This window comes from Stenotrophomonas sp. C9D9 (assembly GCF_056491205.1).
This window is the reverse complement of the sequence record NZ_JBSZIF010000002.1, coordinates 165,653-186,613: the sequence shown is the minus strand read 5'-3', so window position 1 is coordinate 186,613 and position 20,961 is coordinate 165,653. Positions and strand designations below refer to the sequence as shown.

General features: G+C 66.3%; 17 protein-coding genes and 3 pseudogenes. 8 read left to right on the top strand and 12 right to left on the bottom strand.

Translation table 11 applies throughout. The features are described from left to right. Window positions 1-50 precede the first annotated feature (50 nt). Window positions 51-1,715: a CTP synthase gene (locus ACXI0D_RS00960; RefSeq protein ID WP_049445684.1), complete on the bottom strand. Its 1,665-nt coding sequence runs from the start codon at window positions 1,713-1,715 to the stop codon at window positions 51-53. Between the two features lie 400 nt (window positions 1,716-2,115). Then, a complete protein-coding gene (locus tag ACXI0D_RS00955) occupies window positions 2,116-2,349 on the bottom strand; it encodes a hypothetical protein (protein WP_014036734.1) in 234 nt (77 codons plus the stop codon). A 172-nt stretch (window positions 2,350-2,521) separates the two neighbouring features. Between ACXI0D_RS00955 and parE the strand changes: the two genes are divergently transcribed. The 4 genes from parE (at window position 2,522) to ACXI0D_RS00935 (ending at window position 7,124) form a co-directional block, all read left to right on the top strand. Then, window positions 2,522-4,411 carry a DNA topoisomerase IV subunit B gene (gene parE / locus ACXI0D_RS00950; protein ID WP_014036733.1) on the top strand — a complete coding sequence of 630 codons (1,890 nt, stop codon included), beginning with the start codon at window positions 2,522-2,524 and terminating at the stop codon, window positions 4,409-4,411. Window positions 4,412-4,551: 140 nt separating this feature from the next. Further along, entirely contained in the window at window positions 4,552-5,130 is a 579-nt protein-coding gene (locus ACXI0D_RS00945; protein WP_049445686.1) for a GNAT family N-acetyltransferase, read from the top strand. A gap of 110 nt (window positions 5,131-5,240) precedes the next feature. Further along, the gene (locus tag ACXI0D_RS00940; RefSeq protein ID WP_119007640.1) at window positions 5,241-6,737 is read left to right on the top strand and encodes a S10 family peptidase; all 1,497 of its coding nucleotides are present in this window, start codon (window positions 5,241-5,243) and stop codon (window positions 6,735-6,737) included. A gap of 147 nt (window positions 6,738-6,884) precedes the next feature. Continuing rightward, on the top strand, window positions 6,885-7,124 hold the full coding sequence (locus tag ACXI0D_RS00935; protein WP_147416487.1) for a hypothetical protein: 240 nt from the start codon (window positions 6,885-6,887) through the stop codon (window positions 7,122-7,124). Window positions 7,125-7,141: 17 nt separating this feature from the next. Here ACXI0D_RS00935 and ACXI0D_RS00930 read toward each other — a convergent pair whose 3' ends face one another. After that, a complete protein-coding gene (locus tag ACXI0D_RS00930; protein WP_014036730.1) occupies window positions 7,142-8,263 on the bottom strand; it encodes an inorganic phosphate transporter in 1,122 nt (373 codons plus the stop codon). 13 nt (window positions 8,264-8,276) lie between these two features. Then, on the bottom strand, window positions 8,277-8,903 hold the full coding sequence (locus ACXI0D_RS00925; RefSeq protein WP_004152833.1) for a DUF47 domain-containing protein: 627 nt from the start codon (window positions 8,901-8,903) through the stop codon (window positions 8,277-8,279). Window positions 8,904-9,195: 292 nt separating this feature from the next. On the opposite strand from ACXI0D_RS00925, the gene ACXI0D_RS00920 reads away from it, so the two are divergent. Further along, window positions 9,196-10,500, top strand: coding sequence for a hemolysin family protein (locus ACXI0D_RS00920; RefSeq protein WP_049445691.1), 1,305 nt, complete (start codon window positions 9,196-9,198; stop codon window positions 10,498-10,500). Beyond that, window positions 10,484-11,143 (top strand): exopolysaccharide biosynthesis protein, encoded by a 660-nt coding sequence (locus ACXI0D_RS00915; RefSeq protein WP_014036728.1) that lies wholly within the window; start codon window positions 10,484-10,486, stop codon window positions 11,141-11,143. Before ACXI0D_RS00920 ends, ACXI0D_RS00915 begins: the two co-directional genes overlap by 17 nt. Before the next feature lie 242 nt (window positions 11,144-11,385). Here the strand turns inward: ACXI0D_RS00915 and ACXI0D_RS00910 are convergent, their stop codons facing one another. The 4 genes from ACXI0D_RS00910 to ACXI0D_RS00895 all read right to left on the bottom strand — a co-directional run bounded on the left by ACXI0D_RS00910 (window position 11,386) and on the right by ACXI0D_RS00895 (window position 14,563). Continuing rightward, window positions 11,386-11,883, bottom strand: coding sequence for a pyridoxamine 5'-phosphate oxidase family protein (locus ACXI0D_RS00910; RefSeq protein ID WP_119007639.1), 498 nt, complete (start codon window positions 11,881-11,883; stop codon window positions 11,386-11,388). Window positions 11,884-11,951: 68 nt separating this feature from the next. Continuing rightward, a complete protein-coding gene (locus tag ACXI0D_RS00905; RefSeq protein WP_040008077.1) occupies window positions 11,952-12,947 on the bottom strand; it encodes an LLM class flavin-dependent oxidoreductase in 996 nt (331 codons plus the stop codon). A gap of 190 nt (window positions 12,948-13,137) precedes the next feature. Beyond that, on the bottom strand, window positions 13,138-13,905 hold the full coding sequence (locus ACXI0D_RS00900) for a sulfurtransferase (protein WP_087922178.1): 768 nt from the start codon (window positions 13,903-13,905) through the stop codon (window positions 13,138-13,140). Between the two features lie 292 nt (window positions 13,906-14,197). Beyond that, window positions 14,198-14,563, bottom strand: a complete 366-nt coding sequence (locus ACXI0D_RS00895) for a DUF6164 family protein (RefSeq protein ID WP_119007638.1) — start codon at window positions 14,561-14,563, stop codon at window positions 14,198-14,200. A gap of 70 nt (window positions 14,564-14,633) precedes the next feature. Between ACXI0D_RS00895 and ACXI0D_RS00890 the strand changes: the two genes are divergently transcribed. Continuing rightward, window positions 14,634-15,068, top strand: a complete 435-nt coding sequence (locus ACXI0D_RS00890) for an FKBP-type peptidyl-prolyl cis-trans isomerase (protein ID WP_119007637.1) — start codon at window positions 14,634-14,636, stop codon at window positions 15,066-15,068. Beyond that, window positions 15,055-16,303 (top strand): annotated as a pseudogene (locus ACXI0D_RS00885) (TIGR03862 family flavoprotein). The gene ACXI0D_RS00890 and the pseudogene ACXI0D_RS00885 overlap by 14 nt, the downstream one beginning before the upstream one ends. Window positions 16,304-16,340: 37 nt before the next feature. On the opposite strand, the gene ACXI0D_RS00880 reads toward ACXI0D_RS00885, so the two are convergent. The 4 genes and pseudogenes from ACXI0D_RS00880 to ACXI0D_RS00865 all read right to left on the bottom strand — a co-directional run bounded on the left by ACXI0D_RS00880 (window position 16,341) and on the right by ACXI0D_RS00865 (window position 20,407). Then, window positions 16,341-16,802, bottom strand: a complete 462-nt coding sequence (locus ACXI0D_RS00880; RefSeq protein ID WP_119007635.1) for a GNAT family N-acetyltransferase — start codon at window positions 16,800-16,802, stop codon at window positions 16,341-16,343. Window positions 16,803-16,877: 75 nt separating this feature from the next. After that, window positions 16,878-18,499: pseudogene (locus ACXI0D_RS00875) on the bottom strand (FMN-binding glutamate synthase family protein). 55 nt (window positions 18,500-18,554) lie between these two features. Then, window positions 18,555-19,837, bottom strand: a pseudogene (locus tag ACXI0D_RS00870) (nucleotide sugar dehydrogenase). A 135-nt stretch (window positions 19,838-19,972) separates the two neighbouring features. Then, on the bottom strand, window positions 19,973-20,407 hold the full coding sequence (locus ACXI0D_RS00865) for a BLUF domain-containing protein (RefSeq protein ID WP_014036718.1): 435 nt from the start codon (window positions 20,405-20,407) through the stop codon (window positions 19,973-19,975). Window positions 20,408-20,961: the final 554 nt, after the last annotated feature.

The following is a 20,961-nucleotide window of genomic DNA, read 5'->3' as shown; positions in this document are numbered from 1 at the left end:
CGCTGGGGGTTGAAGCGTGCAAGATGGGGGCCGGCGGCCCCCATCACAAGTCAGGCGCGGGCTTCCTGCAGCAGCTTGCCGCCGGCCTTGCGCTCGCGTGCGGCACGGATGAAACCGATGAACAGCGGGTGGCCATCACGCGGCGTGGACAGGAATTCCGGATGCGCCTGGCAGGCCAGGAACCACGGATGCGCATCGCGCGGCAGCTCGACCACTTCCACCAGGGTGTCGTCCATCGATTTGCCGGCGATCACCAGGCCAGCGTCTTCCAGCTGGGTGCGGTAGCGGTTGTTGAACTCATAACGGTGGCGGTGGCGCTCGGCGACCACGTCCTTGCCGTACAGCTCACGGGCCAGCGTGCCCGGCTTCAGGCGCTGCTCCTGCAGGCCCAGGCGCATGGTGCCACCCAGGTCGCTCTTGTCGTCACGCTTCTCGACATCGCCGGTGGCGGTGCGCCATTCGGTGATCAGGCCGATCACCGGGTTCGGCGACTGGCGGTCGTTCTCGGTGCTGTTGGCGCCTTCCAGGCCGACCACGTTGCGCGCGTAATCGACGACGGCCGCCTGCATGCCATAGCAGATGCCGAAGTACGGCACGTGCTGCTCGCGGGCGAACTTCGAGGTCTGCACCTTGCCTTCGAAACCACGGTCACCGAAGCCACCCGGCACCAGGATGCCGTCGACATCGGCCAGTGCGGCCATGTCGGTGCCTTCCAGGTCCTGTGCTTCCAGCCACTTCAGGTTGACCTTGGTGCGCTGGCGCAGGCCGCCGTGCTTCAGTGCTTCGCCGACCGACTTGTAGGCGTCCTGGTGGTCGACGTACTTGCCGACCACGGCGATGGTCACTTCGTCCAGCGGGTGCAGGGTCGCATCGACCGCGTCTTCCCACATCGACAGATCGACCGGGCCGGCCTTGTCGGCCAGCTTCAGCTGGTTGACCACGATCTCGTCCAGGCCCTGCGCGTGCAGGCCCGACGGAATGCGGTACAGCACGTCGACGTCCGGCACGCTGATCACCGCGCGCTCGGAAACGTTGGTGAACTGGGCGATCTTGCGGCGCTCCGAATCCGGCACCGCCTGCTCGGAACGGCACAGCAGCACGTCCGGCTGGATGCCGATCGAACGCAGTTCCTTCACCGAGTGCTGGGTCGGCTTGGTCTTCAGCTCGCCGGCGGCGCCGATGTACGGCACCAGGGTGAGGTGCATGAACAGTGCCTTCTCCGGGCCACGCTCGGTGCGCACCTGGCGGATCGCTTCCAGGAACGGCAGCGACTCGATGTCGCCGACAGTACCGCCGATCTCGACCAGCGCCACGTCGTAGCCTTCGGTGGCTTCGTCGATGCAGCGGCGGATCTCGTCGGTGATGTGCGGGATGACCTGCACGGTCGCGCCCAGGTAGTCGCCGCGGCGCTCCTTGCGGATCACGTTCTCGTAGATGCGGCCGGTGGTGACCGAGTTCTTGCGGCTCAGGCGGGTGCGCACGAAGCGCTCGTAATGGCCTAGGTCGAGGTCGGTCTCGGCGCCGTCGTCGGTGACATAGACCTCACCGTGCTGGAACGGGCTCATGGTGCCCGGGTCGACGTTGATGTACGGGTCGAGCTTCATCATCGTGACCTTCAGGCCACGGGCTTCGAGAATGGCGGCCAGCGACGCGGCGGCAATGCCTTTGCCGAGCGAGGACACCACGCCGCCGGTTACGAAAATCAAGGGAGTCATGGCTGCAAGCATCCTGTCTGGAAATGGAAAACGGCAGCACCACGCGCACCCGGAGGGCGGGCATGGTGCTCGGAGGGGGTTTTCCGGTTCGCTGGGACAGCGAGGGAGGTGCGGGTCCGTGCGGCGGCACGCGCCGGACGGGGACCATCGTGCGAGGTCGGGGTGGCCGTGCCGGTCAAATCGACCGTCACCTGCGACCCGCCATGCTGGAAGCCACGCTTGGCCGCTCCAGCCCATTCGCAAATGGTGGACACGCACTTACTCCCGGAAAGCCATAGTTTACAGATTGATGGCCGCCAACCCAAGGGGCTTGTGCGGCCGATCCAACAAAAAACGCCCCGCTGGGCGGGGCGTTCCGGTGCGCAACCCTTGTCGCAAGGGCGCTTGGCAGGTTGCGGGATCAGCGCTTCTTCCGCGCCTCTTCCTCTTCTTCCTTCTGCGGGGCCGGCTGGCCCTGCGCCTTCATTTCGGCATTGGCCTGGGCCCGACGCTTGGCCTTGGCATCGGCCTCGGCCTGCGCCTTGTCGGCCTGGTCACCCTGCTGCGGGGCCGGCTGGCCAGCGTTCTGCGCCACCACCAGCGGCACTGCAACGGCGGCAGCGGCCAGGATTGCAATGGTCAGCAACTTCTTCATGAGGTCCTCCTCGCGGTATGGCTTGGACGTTTCGACCCAACGGGGGCCGCCGGCGTTCAGATTCCAGCGGCTGCCATTTTACCCCCTCCCCGGCGCCGAGGCTGAACCGCAGGCGTGCAAAATCGCCGCCCAGACCGCACACTTGCGCGTCGCTCCGCGCTTTAGAAGATAGATGAACGCCCGCTATAACGCCGCCGATATTGAAGTCCTGTCCGGCCTTGACCCGGTCAAGCGCCGTCCCGGCATGTACACCGACACCGCGCGCCCGAACCACCTGGCGCAGGAAGTGATCGACAACTCGGTGGACGAGGCCCTCGCCGGCCATGCCCGCTCGATCGAGATCACCCTGTACAAGGACGGCAGCGTGGAGGTCAGCGATGACGGCCGCGGCATGCCGGTGGACATCCATCCGGAAGAGAAGATCCCGGGCGTCGAACTGATCCTCACCCGCCTGCATGCAGGCGGCAAGTTCAGCAACAACAACTACACCTTCTCCGGCGGCCTGCACGGCGTCGGCGTCAGCGTGGTCAACGCGCTGTCGACCCTGGTGGAGGTGCACATCAAGCGCGAAGGTGCTGAACACCGCATCACCTTCCGCAATGGCGACCGCGCCACGCCGCTGGAAGTGGTCGGCACCGTCGGCAAGAAGAACACCGGTACCCGCGTGCGCTTCTGGCCGGACCCGAAGTACTTCGACACGCCGAAGTTCGCGGTGCGCGCGTTGAAGCACCTGCTGCGTGCCAAGGCCGTGCTGTGCCCGGGCCTGACCGTCAAGCTGACCGACGAAGCCACCGGTGAAGTCGATACCTGGTACTACGAAGACGGCCTGCGCGATTACCTGAAGCTGGAACTGGGCGAGCGCGAATCGCTGCCGGCCGACCTGTTCGTCGGCAACCTGAAGAAGGACACCGAGGTGGTGGACTGGGCCGTGGCCTGGCTGCCGGAAGGTGAGCTGGTCCAGGAAAGCTACGTCAACCTGATTCCGACCGCCCAGCATGGCACCCACGTCAACGGCCTGCGTACCGGCCTGACCGAGGCGCTGCGCGAGTTCTGCGACTTCCGCAACCTGCTGCCGCGCGGCGTCAAGCTGGCCCCGGAAGACGTGTGGGACCGAGTGTCGTTCGTGCTGTCGCTGAAGATGACCGACCCGCAGTTCAGCGGCCAGACCAAGGAACGCCTGTCCTCGCGCCAGGCCGCCGGCTTCGTTGAAGGCGCCGCGCACGATGCCTTCAGCCTGCTGCTGAACCAGAACGTGGAACTGGGCGAGAAGATCGCGCAGATCGCCATCGAGCGCGCCAGTGCGCGCCTGAAGACCGAGAAGCTGGTCGTCCGCAAGAAGGTCACGCAAGGCCCGGCCCTGCCAGGCAAGCTGGCCGACTGCATCAGCCAGGACCTGTCGCGCACCGAGCTGTTCCTGGTGGAAGGTGACTCGGCAGGCGGCAGCGCCAAGCAGGCGCGCGACAAGGACTTCCAGGCGATCCTGCCGCTGCGCGGCAAGATCCTCAACACCTGGGAAGTCTCGTCCAACAGCGTGCTGGCTTCGGAAGAAGTGCACAACCTGGCCGTGGCCATCGGCTGCGACCCCGGCAAGGACGACATCGCCGGCCTGCGTTACGGCAAGGTCATCATCCTGGCCGACGCGGACTCCGACGGCCTGCACATCGCGACCCTGCTGACCGCGCTGTTCCTGAAGCACTTCCCGGCGCTGGTCGATGCCGGCCACGTGTTCGTGGCGATGCCGCCGCTGTTCCGCATCGACGTGGGCAAGCAGGTGTTCTACGCCCTGGACGAGGAAGAGAAGCGCACGATGCTGGACAAGATCGAGCGCGAGAAGATCAAGGGCGCAATCAACGTGACCCGCTTCAAGGGCCTGGGCGAGATGAATCCGCCGCAGCTGCGTGAATCCACCATCCACCCGGATACGCGCCGCCTGGTGCAGCTGACCGTGGACGATGGCGAGCAGACCCGTTCGCTGATGGACATGCTGCTGGCCAAGAAGCGCGCGTCCGACCGCAAGGGCTGGCTGGAGTCGAAGGGCGACCTGGCTTCGCTGGAAGTCTGATCCCGGCGCGGGGTCGGATCCGTTTCCTGACAGGAAACGGCTCTGACCCGGTTGCCCGGTAGTGCCGGCCCGGGGCATTACACCCCCATCGGCAAACCCGGCGGCGCCATAATGCGCGTCCATCCGCGTGGACCACCGTATTGGCCAGCCACTCGCTGCTGTTCCCCGGCCTGCCGCTGCACAGTGCACGGCTGGTCCTGAGCCCGATCCGCCGTGACGACGCCGCCGCGCTGTTCACGCTGCAGTCCAACCCGGATGTGATGCGCTGGTGGAACCATCCGGCCTGGACGCGACAGGCCGAAGCGCGCGAGCAGATCGACGATGACCTCGCCGCCCATGCCATCGGCACCCAGCTGAAGCTGGCCGTGCGCGAATCGCTGGAAGGTCCGCTGCTGGGTATCTGCGTGGTGTTCGCGGTGGACCGCGATGCCGCGCGCGCGGAGATCGGCTACCTGCTGGCACCCGATCGCCAGGGCCAGGGCTATATGCACGAGGCCCTGCAACAGGTACTGGCCTACCTGTTCCGCACCCTGCACCTGCATCGCGTGGAAGCCGAGATCGACCCGCGCAACGCGCCCTCCGCGCACGTGCTGGAACGCCTGGGCTTCCACCGCGAGGGGGTGCTGCGCCAACGGTGGCGCATCCAGGGGAAACTGGCCGACTCGGCCGTCTATGGCCTGCTGGCCGACGACGACGCGGCAGCCACCCTGCCCGCTTGACCCAATCTGGCCAGTGGCGGCCTCGACGCGCGGCCATGCCTTTGGACACATACGGCATGGCCCGTCACCGGCCTAGCATCGGAACCCCCTTCCGCTGCCGATCCGGTGCCATGAAGTCCCTGTTGCATACTGCCGCGCTCTGCGTCGGCCTGCTCATCGCCCCAGCCAGCGTGCTGGCCGCGCCCGACGCCGAGGCCAAGCCTGATCCGAAAGAGGAGAAGACCGAAGCGCCTGCGCTGCCCGCCGACGCCTCGGTCCGCCAGAGCATGCGCCTGGCCGGCCGCATCCTGGACTACACCGCCACCGTCGGCACCCTGCCGGTACGCGATGCCAAGGGCAAGGTGATCGCCGACGTGGTGTTCACCGCCTACACGATGCCGGGCAAGGACCGGCCGGTGACCTTCGCGCTCAATGGCGGCCCCGGGGCATCGTCGGTGTACCTCAACATGGGTGCCATCGGGCCCAAGGTGGTGACCTTCGGCTCCGAGGGTGACAGCGCATCGGCGCCGGCCACCCTGCACGACAACCCGGGCACCTGGCTGGACTTCACCGACCTGGTGTTCATCGATCCGGTCGGCACCGGCTTCAGCCGCGCGCGCATCGGCGACGACGAAGCCAAGAAGGCGCTGTACAACCCCAGTGCCGACGTCGAATACCTGTCGCGTTCGATCTACGACTGGCTGCTGCGCAACCAGCGCATGGCCTCGCGCAAGTACCTGACCGGCGAGAGCTACGGTGGCTACCGTGGCCCACGCATCACCCACTTCCTGCAGACCCGGCTGGGCGTGGCGATGAACGGCCTGGTGCTGGTCTCGCCCTACCTGAGCCCGACCCTGGAAGACAACGCTGATGTCTCGCCGATGGCGTGGATGCAGACGTTGCCGTCGATCGCCGCGGCGCACCTGGAGCGCCAGGGCAAGCTGACCGATGCGGCGATGCGCGAGGTGGTGGAGTACACCCGTGGCGACTACGCCACCGCGCTGATGAAGGGCCGCAGCGATCCGCAGGCTACGGAAGCCATGCTGCGCCGAGTGACCGCGCTGACCGGACTGGACCCGCAGTTCGTGCGCCGCGCCGGCGGGCGCCTGGAAACCCAGGCCTACCTGCGTGAAGTGTTCCGCGACAAGGGCACGCTGGGCAGCCGCTACGACTCCAACGTGACCGCGTTCGATCCGTTCCCGAATGATCCGGAGCAGCGCGCCAACGATCCACTGCTGGACAGCATCATCGCGCCGACCACCACGGCGATGGTCGACTTCGTGACGCGCGTGGTCGGCTGGAAGGTCGATGCGCGCTACCAGGCGCTGAACTACGACGTGAACCGGTTGTGGGACCGCAATGGCGAGCTGCGCCAGGGCGCGGTGACCCAGCTGCGCCAGGCGGTGGCGATCGATCCGCATCTGCAGGTACTGATCGTGCATGGCTGGAACGACCTGTCGTGCCCGTTCATGGGCTCGATCCTGACCGTGGACCAGATGCCGACGATGGGCAGCAATCCGGACCGGGTGCAGGTGCGGAGCTATCCGGGCGGGCACATGTTCTACAGCCGGGCGGACAGCCAGGCGGCGTTCCGCAAGGATGTGCAGGCGTTGTTCCAGCGTAATTGAGGGGGTCGGCCGGGCCTGCGGCCCGGCACCCGCTGACTGCAACGGCAACGTCCAACGTCAAAAGCCGGGGTTCCGTGGGCTGGCGAGGTGGGGTGGGGTTGCAGGACACGCCGTGAACCCGTCCATGGGGGCTCGATGGCGCCATCCATGGCGCCAACGGTCCTGCAACCCCACCCCACCCCGCCGCTGACAGGTTCCTGCGGCGGTTGGGGAGGCGACCGTCCGCTGTCGGTGGGTGTCTACTTCCTGCTGATTTGGTGGGTGTCGACCTTGGTCGACACGCTGGATACCGAGAAACGATCTGCCCATGAAAAAAGCCCGCCGGAATACGGCGGGCTTTTTCGTTTGTCGGGGTCAGATCCTTTTCCCGCAGGGAAATGGCTCTGACCCCAAGGCCACTGGCATCAGGTCCAGCCGAACAGCTCGAACAGCTTCAGGATCAGGTACGCGCAACCGCCGGCGGCCGGGATGGTCAGGATCCAGGCCCAGACGATGCGCTCGATCACGCCGAATTTCAGCGAGCGCGGGTTCTTGGCGAAACCGACGCCCATGATCGCGGTGGAGATGCTGTGCGTGGTCGAGACCGGCATGCCGAAGTGGGCGGCCAGGGTCAGGATGGTGGCCGAGCTGGTCTCCGCGGCGAAGCCGTGGATCGGGTGCAGCTTGACCATCTTGTGGCCCAGGGTCTTGATGATCTTCCAGCCGCCCGAGGCGGTACCGGCCGCCATCACCACCGCACAGGTCAGCACGATCCACATGGCGATGCCGTCACCGGCATGCGCGTCCGGGTGCATGAAGGCCAGCCAGGACGGCAGGTCGTTCAATGCGCCGGTGGCTTCGGCGCCGATCAGGGTCATCGCGATGATGCCCATGGTCTTCTGCGCGTCGTTGTGGCCGTGGGCGAAGCCCATGTAGGCCGCCGAGGCGATCTGCGCCTTGCCGAAGAAGGCGTTGACGATGCGCGGGCGGGCCAGACGACCGATGGCACCACCAATCTTGGCCAGGCCGGCGATCAGCGCCCACAGCAGCACCATCACCACGATGCCGAGCAGGAAACCGGCGATCGGCGAGGTGATCATCGGCACGAACACCTTCCACAGCAGGCCCTTGTTCTGCGCCCAGCTGCCCAGGCGCTCGGACCAGATCAGCGCGTCCCAGTTGTTGTGGGCGGCGGCCAGGCCGGCGCCGCAGAGGCCACCGATCAGCGCGTGCGAGGACGAGGACGGCAAGCCCTTCCACCAGGTGATCAGGTTCCAGATGATGCCGCCCAGCAGGGCGCACAGGATCACCTGCGGGGTGACGTCAACCACGTTGGTGTTGAGCAGGCCCGAGGCGATGGTCAGCGCCACCGCGGTACCGGTCAGTGCACCGATGAGGTTCATGAAGGCGGCCAGCATCACCGCCCAGCCGGGCGAGAGCACCTTGGTCGCCACCACGGTGGCAATGGAATTGGCAGTGTCGTGGAAGCCGTTGATGAACTCGAAAACGAGCGCGGCCAGGATCACCACCAGGACAAGGGTCAACATGCGGCGGCGTCCGTCAGCTGTTCTTCAACACGATCTGGTACGCCACCACGCCGGCCTCGCGGCAACGGTCGATGGCCTTTTCCAGGATCTCGAAGAATTCCTTCAGCAGGAACATCTGCAGGTTGTCCAGGCGGCCCGAATAGATGTCGCGGTACAGCTCGAGCATCAGGCGGTCGGCCTCGTTCTCCAGCGAGCGCAGCTTCTCGTTGAGCGCGGTCATCCGGTCCAGGTTCATGTGGCGCAGGTCGGCCACCATCTCCACCACCACGCCGGCAGCCTGTTCCAGCATCGCCGCGCGCGGCGCGAAGTCGATGTGCTCCAGGTGGGTCGTGGCCAGCGAATAGCGATCGGCGAACTTCTCGATCTGCTTGGGAATCTTGTACAGCGCCGAGCCCAGCGCTTCGATGTCTTCGCGCTCGATCGGGGTCATGAAGCTGTCCACCAGCGCCTGGCTGATCTTGTCCGAGGCCGCGCGTTCGCGCAGGCGGGCCAGCTTGAAGGCGTCCAGCGCGGGCTGGCGGTCGGCCTCGCGCAGCATGGAATGCAGCGCCTTGGCGGCGTCGGAAGCCGCGACGGCAGCCTCATCGAGCAGGGTGTAGAACTGTTTGCCGGAACCGAAAATGGTCTGCAGAGAGAACATTGAGAAACCTGTCAGCCGTCGCGGGAAGGACGGCACCAGACGGAATTATGACGGCTAGATGACCATCACGGGTATCCCCGCCCCCTTTCGAGGCCTTGGAACCCCCAACCTGAACAGGCGGTTGCCACCCTGCCATGCCCCTTTGCTAAGATGCCAGCGCGCCTTCGGGCGCACCTTATGGACGACGACCCTTATCCCCCTGCGCCGCGCCGGACCCTGTTCCTGAGCGCCAGCCGCCATCGCAAGCACCCGCCCTCCCTGCCACCAACCGGGGACGACGCCCGTGTTTGAAATGATCCTGATTGTCTTCGCGCTTGTTCTGCTGAACGGCTTCTTCGCCATGTCCGAGATGTCGGTCATGACCTCGCGCAAGAGCCGCCTGAAGCAGATGGCCGCCACCTCCAAGCGTGCCGCCAAGGCGCTGGAGCTGTCGGAGAAGCCGGAGAGCTTCCTGTCCACCGTGCAGATCGGCATCACCGTGATCGGCGTGCTGACCGGCTACCTCGGCGGTGAAGCGCTGGGTGAAGCCTTCGCCGGCTGGATCCAGGGCCTGATGCCCGGCTTCGCCTACGCTGGCAACATCGGTACCGCGCTGGCGGTCAGCCTGATCACCTTCATCACGCTGATCTTCGGCGAACTGGTGCCCAAGCGCCTGGCGCTGACCCGCTCGGAGGCCATTGCCGGCCTGGTCGCGATGCCGATGAGCTGGCTGGCCAAGCTGGCCCTGCCCTTCGTCTGGCTGCTGTCCAAGACCACCCAGCTGGTGCTGCGCCTATTCGGCCTGGGCAAGGATGAAGTCGCCTCGGTGACTGAAGAAGAGATCCGCATGCTGGTGGCCGAGAGCCACGAGGCCGGTGTGATCGACGCCCACGAGCGCGACATGATGAACCGCGTCATGCGCCTGGGCGACCGCACCGCCGACAGCCTGATGACCCCGCGCAACCGCATCGCCTGGCTGGATACCCAGGCCGGGCTGGAGCGCAATCTGGAGATCATGGCCGAGCACGAGTTCTCGCGGTACCCGGTATACCGCGACAACGACATGGACGTGGTCGGCGTGCTTGAACTGAAATCGCTGGCCACGCGCATGGCGCGCGGTGACAACGCGCTGTTCCAGACCCTGCGCGAACCGCTGTACGTCTCCGAATCAACCCACGCGATGAAGCTGCTGGAGATCTTCCGCGAGGAACAGCAGTCGATGGCGCTGGTGGTGGACGAGTACGGCGAAATCCAGGGCCTGGTGACCATCAGCGACCTGATGGGCGCCGTGGTCGGCCGCCTGCAGGCGGTGGAGAACGCCGACGAAGATGCGCTGGTGGTGACCCGTGAAGACGGTTCGCTGCTGGTGGACGGCTCGCTGCCGATCGAGGACCTGCGCGAGCTGATCGGCAGCAACGATCTGCCCGATGCCGAGGATGGCGATTACTACACGCTGGCCGGCATGTGCATCCACTACTTCGGCCGCATCCCGCACGCGGGCGAGTACTTCGACTGGGCCGGCTGGCGCTTCGAGGTGGTCGACCTGGATGGTGCGCGGGTTGACAAGCTGCTGCTGCGCACGCTGTCCGACGAGCAGGCCGATGAGCTCACCGCCTGAGGCCGGCCAGGGTCCGGGCGTTGAGCGCCCGGCCTACCGCAACGAGGGCATCCGCACCCTGCTGGAGATGTTCGCCTCCGGCGACCCGGCCGAGCACATGCCGCTCGGCCAGATCCTGTGCAACCTGCAGCAGAGCGCGTTCGGCGTGTTCCTGTTCGTGGCGATCCTGCCCTCGTTCATCCCGATCCCGGGCATGGGCGGCGCGGTCAGCGGCCCACTGGTGATCCTGATCGGCCTGCAGATGCTGTTCTGCCTGCGCCGCCCGTGGCTGCCTGGCTTCATTGCCCGCCGTGGACCGAAGCGCGGCACCATGCACCGCTTCCTGGACCGCATCGACCGCCCGCTGCGACGGCTGGACCGGATGCTGAAACCGCGCCTGCCGCAGCTGCTGACACCGCTGCCTGCACACGCCTTCACTGGCCTGCTGCTGGTGCTGCTTGGCATCCTGCTGTCGCTGCCGATTCCCTTCACCAACTTCCTGTTCGGCTTCCAGCTGCTGCTGTTCTCGCTGGCACTGCTGGAACGCGATGGTGCGCTGATGCTGTTCAACTGGATCGCAGCGTTGGCGGCGATCGCGTTCTTCGGCTTCAGTTCGGGACAGCTGGTGGGCTACACGGTGGAGCTGTTCCAGCGTTGGTTCTGAACACCGGAATTCATCGGGGTTGCCCCATCCACGCATGGCGTGGATCTACTGACTGATCAACTGGATCGCGGCGTTGGCGGCGATCGCGTTCTTCGGCTTCAGTTCGGGACAGCTGGTGGGCTACACGATGGAGCTGTTCCAGCGCTGGTTCTGAGCACCGGAATTCATCGGGGTTGCCCCATCCACGCATGGCGTGGATCTACCGGGATGCAGTAGATCCACGCCATGCGTGGATGAAGCTCTCACCGCAGGTCGATGAAGCCATTGTCGGCCAACGGCGCGGGCTCGTCCTGCACGGCCGACAGCACGAAACTCAGCGCCGTCCCCAGCAGCGTGCCCGGGCCATCCCAGTATTCGGCCGAGTCGGCGCGCACCTGGATCAGGCGGAGGTTCGGGTCGTCCATGCCGCCCGGAAAGAACAGCTTCATCGCCGGCGACCACAGCTCTTCGATCTTCGCGCGGTCGTCGACGATGCGCGCACGCCCTGCCACCGACACATAGGTGTTCTTCGAAGGCGAGGCGTAGGCCACGTTGACGTATGGATCAAGTGCGATCTCGGCGACCTTGGGGCTGTCGGCGGTGATGACAAACCACAGATCACCGTCGAAGGTGACCTGCTGGGTGGCCAGCGGCCGGCTGTAGAGTCGTCCATCGACGCCGGTCGTGGCGAACATCGCCACCTCGACGTCCTTGATCAGTTCTGCCAGTTGGGCGATGTGTTCGGCGCGGATATCAGCCATGTGGGGGCTCCATCGGTGTGAGCCCCCATCAGACGCGGTTCGGCCGCAATGGGCCGTGACGCAATTGTTCAGCCCGCGTGGCGGGCATGCCAGGCGTGCATGGCCAGTTCGAACGAACGCAGGCGCGCGCGGTGGTCATACAGGTTGGCGGTAAGCATCAGTTCGTCTGGCTTGTGGCGCTCGACAAACGCGGCGATGCCTTCCGCCACCTGCTGCGGATCGCCCAGCACGGTGCAGGCCAATGCCCGCTCCACACCCAGCTTTTCATGCGGTTCCCAGAAAGTTTCGATATCGTCGATCGGCGCCGGAATCTTGCCCGGTCGACCTCGGCGCAGGTTGACGAAACTCTGCTGCTGGCTGGTGAAGAGGCGGCGCGACTCGGCTTCGCTGTCGCTGGCAACGACGTTCAGCGCCAGCATCGCGTGCGGCTGCTTCAACGTCGCCGAGGGGCGGAATTCGCGGCGATATACCGCCAACGCTTCATCCATCACATCAGGCGCGAAGTGCGAGGCGAACGCATAGGGCAAGCCCATCGAGGCGGCCATGCGTGCGCCGAACAGGCTCGAACCAAGGATCCAGGTCGGCACCCGCAGGCCGCCTCCGGGAACGGCCTGCACTGCCTGGCCAGGCTGCACCGGCTCGAAATAATGCAGCAGCTCGCGCACATCCTGCGGGAACTGGTCGGCGCTGTCGAAGTAGCGGCGCAATGCACGCGCGGTTGGTTGGTCGGTGCCTGGGGCACGACCCAGGCCGAGGTCGATGCGATCCGGATACAGCGAGGCCAGCGTGCCGAACTGCTCGGCCACCTGCAGCGGCGCGTGGTTGGGCAGCATGATGCCGCCTGCCCCGACGCGGATGCGCTTCGTACCACCGGCAACATGGCCGATCAGCACGGCCGTGGCGGCGCTGGCGATGCCGGGCATGTTGTGGTGTTCGGCCAGCCAGTAGCGGCGGTAGCCCAGCGCATCGGCGTGCTGGGCCAGTTCCAGCATGTTGGCGAAGGCAGCGGTGGTGTCACTGCCCTCGCAGACCGGGGCCAGGTCAAGGATCGACAACGGGATCATCAGCGGTTTTCCGTCACAGGATCCCCCATGCATGGGGTCGGCCAGGCGCGGCGGCCAGTGACGGTGGCGGGATGCTGATTCCCGTGGGGCCGGTTCATGGCGGGTCGCGCTTGATCCGGTGGTGCCGACCGCTGGCCGGCAGGCAAAGTGCCCTGGCAGCCGGCCAGCGGCCGGCTCTACCGGGGAAGCGTCAGAACGCGCTGGGGCGCGGCTCCGGTAGTGGCTGGTCGACCATCGGCTTCAGTTCGGCATCCAGCGCCACGCGCTCGTCGAACACGAAGCAGCGGCCTTCGTAACCTTCGCCGCCCACCTCCTCGAAGTAGCCGAGGATGCCGCCATCGAGCTGCAGCACGTTGTCCATGCCATCGTTGGCCATCCACAGTGCGGCCTTCTCGCAGCGGATGCCGCCGGTGCAGAAACTGACCACGGTGCTGTCCTTCAGCGCTTCGCGGTGCGGCGCCAATGCCTCCGGCAGGTCGGTGAACTTGTGGATGGGCAACACCAGCGCATCCTTGAAGGTGCCGTACTCCACTTCCTGCAGGTTGCGGGTATCGAGCATCACCACCGGCTTGCCAGCGTCGTCATGCCCCTGCCGCAGCCAGCGCTGCACCGTGGCCGGATCGACCGCCGGGGCACGCGGATAGTCCAGCGGCTGGCCGTCATCGCGGCGGAAGCTGATGATCTCGTCCTTCACCTTGGCCTTCAGCCGCGCGAACGGCTGGTGCTCGCTCAGGCTGGTCTTGACCCGCATATCGGCAAAACGCGCATCGGCATGCAGCGCCGCGTAGAAGCCCTCGACCGCCTCCGGCGCACCGGCCAGGAACAGGTTCAGCCCCTCGCCCGCCACCAGGATCGTGCCGCGCAGCTCCGCCGCCTCGGCGCGCGCCAGCAACTGGTCGCACAGGGCCTGGGGGGCGTCGATGACGGCGAAATGGTAGGCAGCGGTATTGGCGATCATCCTGCCATTTTAGCGCCTCCTGCCCGCACAGACAGATTCAGGGGGTCAGAGCCCTCTGCGCGGCAGAGGGATCCGACCCCGGCAGGCACCCGGAACCTGTCAGAGGCAGGGCGGTGTGGGCAGGCGGGACCGTTGGCGCCATGGATGGCGCCATCGAGCCCCCATGGACGGGTTTACGGCGTGTCCCGCCTGCCCACACCGCCCTGCCCACCACGGATTGCCTGCTGTTGCTGTTGCTGTTGTAGTTGCCCTGGCATCGGCGGGTGCCGGGTGCAACCCGGCCAGAAGCCCCCTACCCCCGCAACAGCATGAACGGCAGCAGCACCAGCGCCGCCGCAACGGCCATTCCCAGCAGTACCAGCAGCACGAACACCGGCCGCCGCCGGAACAGGCTGCCGAACGTCTCCGCCGTGCCGTCGCGCAGCGCCTGTTCGCGCTCGGCGCGGATGCGCGGCCCGCGTTCGGCCTGGTACTCGGCCATCAGCGCCTTCGCACGCGGATGATCAGCATCCTCGCGCAGCCACAGGCCGCCATTGGAAATGCCCCAGGGGCTGGGTTCGGTGCGATACCAGGCGATGCCGTGCTGATCGAGCAGCGTGCAGACATCGGCATATTCGTCGTCGCCGACATTGCGCAGATTGAGCAGGAGTTTTGCCATGTACCCATGATACCCGGCGCCGATGCGCTACCCTTGCCGCCCTCGCCCTGCGCCCTACCGGAGACGCCCGATGCGCCGCCTGCTGCTCCCCCTGCTGCTGTCCCTCGCCGCCGTTGGCTGCTCGAGCGAGCCCTCCGGCCCGCCGCCGGGCGGCACCCTGACCACCTTCGAACGTATCGATACCGTGCCCGGCACCGGTGCCGAGGCCGTCTCCGGCAGCAAGGTCACCGTGCACTACACCGGCTGGATCTACGACAACCGCACCGAGAGCAAGCACGGCAAGACCTTCGACAGCTCGGTCAGCCGTAGCGAACCGTTCACCTTCGCCCTCGGCGCCGGCCAGGTCATCCGCGGCTGGGATGAAGGCGTGGCCGGCATGAAGGTCGGCGGCAAGCGCACGCTGATGATCCCGCCGGACTACGGCTACGGCGACCGCCGGGTCGGCCCGATCCCGGCTGGCTCGTCGCTGGTGTTCGATGTCGAGCTGCTCGATGTCAAACCGTAATACCGCAACGCCCCATCGGGTCGCCGTCATCGGCGGTGGCCCGGCCGGCCTGTTCGCCGCCGAGCGCCTGCGCGCCGTTGGGCTGGAGGTGGACCTGTACGAGGCCAAGGGCTCACCCGGCCGCAAGTTCCTGATCGCCGGCAAGGGCGGCCTCAACCTCACCCATTCCGATCCGCGCCCGCTGTTCGACAGCCGCTACCGCGAGCAGTCCGCTGCCGTGGGCCGCTGGCTGGACGGCTTCGACGCGCAGGCGCTGCGCGACTGGGCTGCCGGCTTCGGCGTGGAGACCTATGTGGGCAGCTCCGGCCGCGTGTTCCCGGTTGACCGCAAGGCAGCCCCACTGCTGCGCGGCTGGGTGCGCCGACTGAAGGAACAGGGCGTGCGCCTGCATGCCAACCACCGCTGGATCGGCTGGGGCGACGAGGGCGTGCTGCGTTTCGCCACCGAGGCGGGCGAGATCGACATCCACGCCGATGCCACTGTACTGGCCACGGGCGGCGGCAGCTGGCCTCAGCTGGGTAGTGATGGCGCCTGGGTCGCGCCCCTGCAGGCGCGGGGCGTGGACATCGCGCCACTGCAGTCGGCCAATTGCGGATTCGACGTGGACTGGACCCCATTCTTCGCCCAGCGCAATGCCGGCGCGCCGTTGAAGCCGGTGGTCGCGCACTGGATCGACCTGGCCGGACAGCCACAGTCGCTGCAGGGCGAATGCGTGGCCAGCGAGTACGGTATCGAAGGCAGCCTGATCTATGCGTTGGCGGCCGACCTGCGCGAGACCATCAACCGCGATGGACACGCCATGCTGTGGCTGGACCTGGTGCCTGGCCGAGACGAGGCGCGCCTGCTGGCCGACCTGTCACGCCCGCGCAAGGGCCGCAGCTTCGGTGAGCACCTGCGCCGCCAGGCCGGCCCTGGATGCGGTAAAGGCCGCGCTGGTGTTCGAGATCCTCGGCAAGGACGCGGGCAACGACCTGCCTGCCGTGGTCGCCACGCTCAAACGCCTGCCACTGCGCCTGCTGCGGCCACGGCCGATGGCCGAAGTGATCAGCACCGCCGGTGGCGTGCGCCTGGACGCACTCGATGATGACCTGATGCTGCGGGCGCTGCCGGGTGTGTTCTGTGCCGGCGAGATGCTGGACTGGGAAGCGCCGACAGGCGGCTACCTGCTGACCGCGTGCTACGCCAGCGGCCTGCGTGCCGCCGAGGGCGTGATCGGTTGGCTGGCCGGGCGGTGACGCCTGCGTTGTAGCGTCGAGCAAGCCCGGCTCTACATCACCATGGCCTGCGCATGCTCACCGAGGCCAGCGCCACACCGCTGGGATGCGCATAGGCTTCCTCGCGCACGCTGACAAAGCCCTGCCGTTGATAGAACGGCACGGCATTGAGCGAGGCCGACAGCACCACCTCACGCTCACGATCGGCCATCGCCAACAGGCGCTGCATCAGCGCCTGGCCGATCCCCTTTCCGCCACGATCCGGATCGACGAACAGCGCGTCGACTTCATTGGCATCGGCATCGAACACCCCGAAACCGAGCAGGCCGCCCTGTCCGTCCTCGGCCACCACGCAACCACCCTGCCCCAGCAGCCTCGCGTACTGCAGCGGCGGTGGCGAGGCCGACCACGGCGCGATGACCTCCGGCGGGTAATGGCTGCTGCAGGTCTCGCGCACACAGCGCGTGCGCAGCGCCCACAACGTGGCGACATCTTCGATGGTGCCGATCCTGAACTGCATGGCGCCTCCTTGTAGGGTCGAGCTTGCTCGACTGCGTGGAAAAGCAGTCGAGCATGGCTCGACGCTACAGAATCGTTATCGCGACTTGCTGGCGCGCAGCGCCTGGATCTTCGGCGGCGGCTGGAATGAATCGCTGCGCGCATCGGCCCAGAACGCATGGAACACTGCATGGTCGGGCACCTTGTGCAGCAGCTCGCCCGGTTCCAGGTAGCGGTACAGCGACGCCAGCGAACGGATTTCCACCGGCGAGACACGACGAAGGATGTGCTCCGGCCCCAGCTCGGCCGGATCGTTCAGGCCCGCCGCACACAGCAGCTCCTTCAGGGCGTGCAGCGTGTGCTCGTGGTAGCTGTAGACACGGGTGGCCTTGTCCGGTGCATCCAGGTGCTTCCAGCGTGCCGGGTCCTGGGTGGCGATGCCGGTCGGGCACTTGTCGGTGTGGCAGCTCAACGACTGGATGCAGCCCAGCGCGAACATGAAGCCACGGCCGGCATTGCACCAGTCGGCGCCGAGCGCGATGGTGCGCGCGATGTCGAATGCGCTGGTGATCTTGCCCGCCGCGCCGATACGGATGCGCTCGCGAAGATCCAGGCCGACCAGAGTGTTGTGCACCAGCAGCAGCGCCTCGTGCATCGGCACGCCGACATGGTCGACGAACTCCGCCGGTGCTGCGCCAGTACCGCCCTCGGCACCGTCGACTACGATGAAATCCGGCAGCAGGCCGGTTTCCTGCATTGCCTTGGCAATGCCGAACCACTCCCACGGGTGGCCGATGGCCAGCTTGAAACCGACCGGCTTGCCGCCGGACAGTTCGCGCAGGCGGGCGACGAACTGCAGCAGTTCGACCGGCGTCGAGAACGCCGAGTGGCGCGACGGCGATACGCAGTCCACGCCCATCGGCACGCCACGGGTCACCGAAATCTCGGCGGTCACCTTCGGCGCCGGCAGCACGCCGCCATGACCGGGCTTGGCGCCCTGCGACAGCTTGATCTCGATCATCTTGACCTGGTCATGGGTGGCGTTGGCGACGAAGCGCTCTTCGCTGAAACCGCCCTTTTCATCACGGCAACCGAAGTAGCCCGAGCCGATCTCCCAGACCAGGTCGCCGCCCATCTCACGGTGATACGGCGAAATCGAACCTTCGCCGGTATCGTGATAGAAGCCCCCCCGGCGCGCGCCCTCGTTCAGCGCGCGGATCGCATTGGCCGACAGTGAACCGAAGCTCATCGCCGAGATATTGAACACGCTCGCCGAATACGGCTTGGCACAGTTGGCGCCGATCAGCACGCGGAAGTCATGCTTGGCGATGGCGGTCGGCGCCAGCGAATGGTTGATCCACTCGTAATCCACCGCATAGGTGCTGCGCAGCGTACCGAACGGCACCGTGTCCATCTCGTTCTTGGCGCGCTGGTAGATCAGAGCGCGCTGCTGGCGCGAGAACGGCACGTCCTCCAGGTCGCTCTGCACGAAATACTGGCGGATCTCCGGCCGATCGACTCCAGGCCGTAGCGGAAGTGCGCCATCACCGGATAGTTCCGGCGCAGCGTGCTGCGCTTCTGCAGCAGGTCCCAGGTCCCCAGCGCCACCATCGCGGCGGTCAGGCCGACGCCCCAGTACCAGGCCGGCCAGATCGTGGCCAACCACAGGCAGATGGGGAACATCAGGATGGCGAGCAGGTAGACGATATACCGGTGCATGGCGTTCCTTGGTTGCAACTGCCTGCGAGTCTACCGCGCTGCCCGCCGCCCGGGTTTACAGGCGATCGTCAACCACGTTGCGTGGCCAGGCCGATTTCACGTCGTAGACCAGGCCGCCCGGTGCCAGCAGCGACCGGATACCGACCTCGGCCATCGCCTTGAAGCGGGCATGGGCTACCGCCAGCACCAGCCGCGTCATAGGTCCTGCCACGGTTGGGCTGACCACTGCACGCCCTGGTCGGCGCAATACCGCCAGGCCCACCCAGGGATCACGACCTCGACTGTCACCGGATCACGCAGGCTTACGCCAGCTCCAGCGCACGGGTTGCCCGCAGGTCCGGGCAATCTTCCTGAAGGTGACGCCGAGCACCAGGATACGCGACTGCTGTCCAGTACGCGACCGCGTTCGGCCAGCATCGCAAGCACCCGCGACGCCACATGCTCCCCGACGCGGTTGTTGACCTGCCGCGCGGTGTGGATCAGGTCCGGGTGGTAGCCCACGCTCTCGGACTTGTGCAGCAGGTAGTACGGGTCCACGCCGATGCAGTGGCCGCCGACCAGGCCCGGCCGGAAGGGCAGGAAGTTCCACTTGCTGCCCGCCGCATCCAGCACATCCTGGGTATCGATGCCGAGCCGGTCGAAGATCAGCGCCAGCTCGTTGACCAGCGCGATGTTGACGTCACGCTGGATGTTCTCGACCACCTTGGCCGCCTCGGCCACGCGCATCGACGGCGCCGGGAACGTACCGGCGGCAATGATGCGCTGGTACAGGCCATCGATCACCGCAGCCACTTCCGCTGTCGACCCCGAGGTGATCTTGCGGATGTCGGCCAGGCGCCGCTGGCGGTCGCCGGGACTGACTCGCTCTGGGCTGTAGCCGCAGTAGAAGTCTTCGTTGAAGCGCAGGCCCGAGCCTTCTTCCAGCAGCGGCACGCAGACCTCTTCGGTGGTGCCCGGGTACACCGTGGATTCGTAGATCACCAGGTCGCCCGCGCGCAGATGGCTGGCGATCATCCGCGTAGCCGAACGCAACGGCTCCAGATCGGGCTGCTCATAGGCATCGATCGGGGTTGGCACGGTAACGATGTAGACATTGCAGGCATCGAGCAGGGCCGGATCGCTGCCGTACTGCAGCTGCTGTGCACTGGACAGCTCATCGGCCTCCATTTCCAGCGTGTGGTCCTGACCATCGCGCAGCTCGGCAATGCGATCGGCATCGATGTCGAAGCCCAGCGTCGGCCAGTGCCGGCCGAAGGCCACCGCCAGCGGCAGGCCGACGTAGCCCAGGCCGATCACCGCGAATCGCGGGGCCTCCGCTGCTGCAAGGGAAGCGCTCACTGGCATGTCCTGCGCAGTGGCATGCGTGCCGCCATGGCTTCGGCCGACCTGATCATTTACTGCACCACTCCGGGTAAATCCAAGCCAGAAAGGCTACAGCCTAACGGCCCGGATGCCTGGCCGCCAAGGATGGGATCAGGAGCCCAGTGCGACTGCGGCCGGTTCCAGTTCGCCATCGGCGCCGGTCCAGGCCTGCAGCAGGCGCTCGAAGCCACCGCTGCCAAGCAGGAAGCCCGGCCACGCCGATTCGACGATCTGTGCCAGCAGCTCCGCATCGATGCGCCGGGTTCCCATCGACCAGCGCGGAAACGCCCGCTGCGCCACCGGTGCGCGGCAGAGCACCTTCAGCTGGCCATGGCTGCGCGCATTGACGATGCGCTGGTACACCGAATCGATGCCATCTTCGGGACCCTCCAGATACTGCAGAAAGCGCGAGCCGTCGAACATCAGCACACCGGTGACGCCGGCTACACGGTTGAATGCCGTGGCATCGGCCAGCAGGCGGTCAAGATCGGTTGTCTGCAGATCGGCGCGGGCCTCACTGGCATAGGCAATCGCGTGCAGCGACATCAGGTGGCTCCCCCCCTGGGAACGATGGCTGGGACTATGACATGAATAGGAACGACAGTTAAGCACGTCACTGCGCCGATGCAATCCAGCCGCCGTGCGGCGGGTGGGCTACAATCGGCGCCGCGCTGCAGGCCCGGATGGCGAAACTGGTAGACGCATCGGACTTAAAAGACCTTGCGGCCCTTTTTAGTTCAGCGGCTTACGCCGCTGGATTAGGCACAGTCTCGGCACAGCGCCACACCTCTGGCACACCAAAACCCCCTTAGCTGCCCTGTGCCACGGCACACACGGGCACAGCTAGGCACAGCTAGGCACAGCCCAAGCAAAGCTCGTAGGCCTTATTTCGGAACCCAACAGCATGAAGACGCCCGGCAAATGCCGGGAACGCCTTCGTACGTCCGATGCATGCACAGGCCGCATGCACCGTCAATACCGACCTGTAGATGGCAATTGTTGCTGACTATCGGGGCGAAGCCCACAACCCTTAGGAGAGACCTGAAGATGACCCTCAAGACACCTGGAGAGCAGGCGGTGTTTGACCACCAAGTCACCTA

What these genes read in the sequence shown, in the direction of transcription:
- ACXI0D_RS00960 (WP_049445684.1), bottom strand. Translation starts at nt 1,715, where the DNA reads ATGACTCCCTTGATTTTCGTAACCGGCGGCGTGGTGTCCTCGCTCGGC.
- ACXI0D_RS00955 (WP_014036734.1), bottom strand. Translation starts at nt 2,349, where the DNA reads ATGAAGAAGTTGCTGACCATTGCAATCCTGGCCGCTGCCGCCGTTGCA.
- parE (WP_014036733.1), top strand. Translation starts at nt 2,522, where the DNA reads ATGAACGCCCGCTATAACGCCGCCGATATTGAAGTCCTGTCCGGCCTT.
- ACXI0D_RS00940 (WP_119007640.1), top strand. Translation starts at nt 5,241, where the DNA reads ATGAAGTCCCTGTTGCATACTGCCGCGCTCTGCGTCGGCCTGCTCATC.
- ACXI0D_RS00935 (WP_147416487.1), top strand. Translation starts at nt 6,885, where the DNA reads ATGGCGCCAACGGTCCTGCAACCCCACCCCACCCCGCCGCTGACAGGT.
- ACXI0D_RS00930 (WP_014036730.1), bottom strand. Translation starts at nt 8,263, where the DNA reads ATGTTGACCCTTGTCCTGGTGGTGATCCTGGCCGCGCTCGTTTTCGAG.
- ACXI0D_RS00925 (WP_004152833.1), bottom strand. Translation starts at nt 8,903, where the DNA reads ATGTTCTCTCTGCAGACCATTTTCGGTTCCGGCAAACAGTTCTACACC.
- ACXI0D_RS00920 (WP_049445691.1), top strand. Translation starts at nt 9,196, where the DNA reads ATGATCCTGATTGTCTTCGCGCTTGTTCTGCTGAACGGCTTCTTCGCC.
- ACXI0D_RS00915 (WP_014036728.1), top strand. Translation starts at nt 10,484, where the DNA reads ATGAGCTCACCGCCTGAGGCCGGCCAGGGTCCGGGCGTTGAGCGCCCG.
- ACXI0D_RS00910 (WP_119007639.1), bottom strand. Translation starts at nt 11,883, where the DNA reads ATGGCTGATATCCGCGCCGAACACATCGCCCAACTGGCAGAACTGATC.
- ACXI0D_RS00905 (WP_040008077.1), bottom strand. Translation starts at nt 12,947, where the DNA reads ATGATCCCGTTGTCGATCCTTGACCTGGCCCCGGTCTGCGAGGGCAGT.
- ACXI0D_RS00900 (WP_087922178.1), bottom strand. Translation starts at nt 13,905, where the DNA reads ATGATCGCCAATACCGCTGCCTACCATTTCGCCGTCATCGACGCCCCC.
- ACXI0D_RS00895 (WP_119007638.1), bottom strand. Translation starts at nt 14,563, where the DNA reads ATGGCAAAACTCCTGCTCAATCTGCGCAATGTCGGCGACGACGAATAT.
- ACXI0D_RS00890 (WP_119007637.1), top strand. Translation starts at nt 14,634, where the DNA reads ATGCGCCGCCTGCTGCTCCCCCTGCTGCTGTCCCTCGCCGCCGTTGGC.
- ACXI0D_RS00880 (WP_119007635.1), bottom strand. Translation starts at nt 16,802, where the DNA reads ATGCAGTTCAGGATCGGCACCATCGAAGATGTCGCCACGTTGTGGGCG.
- ACXI0D_RS00865 (WP_014036718.1), bottom strand. Translation starts at nt 20,407, where the DNA reads ATGTCGCTGCACGCGATTGCCTATGCCAGTGAGGCCCGCGCCGATCTG.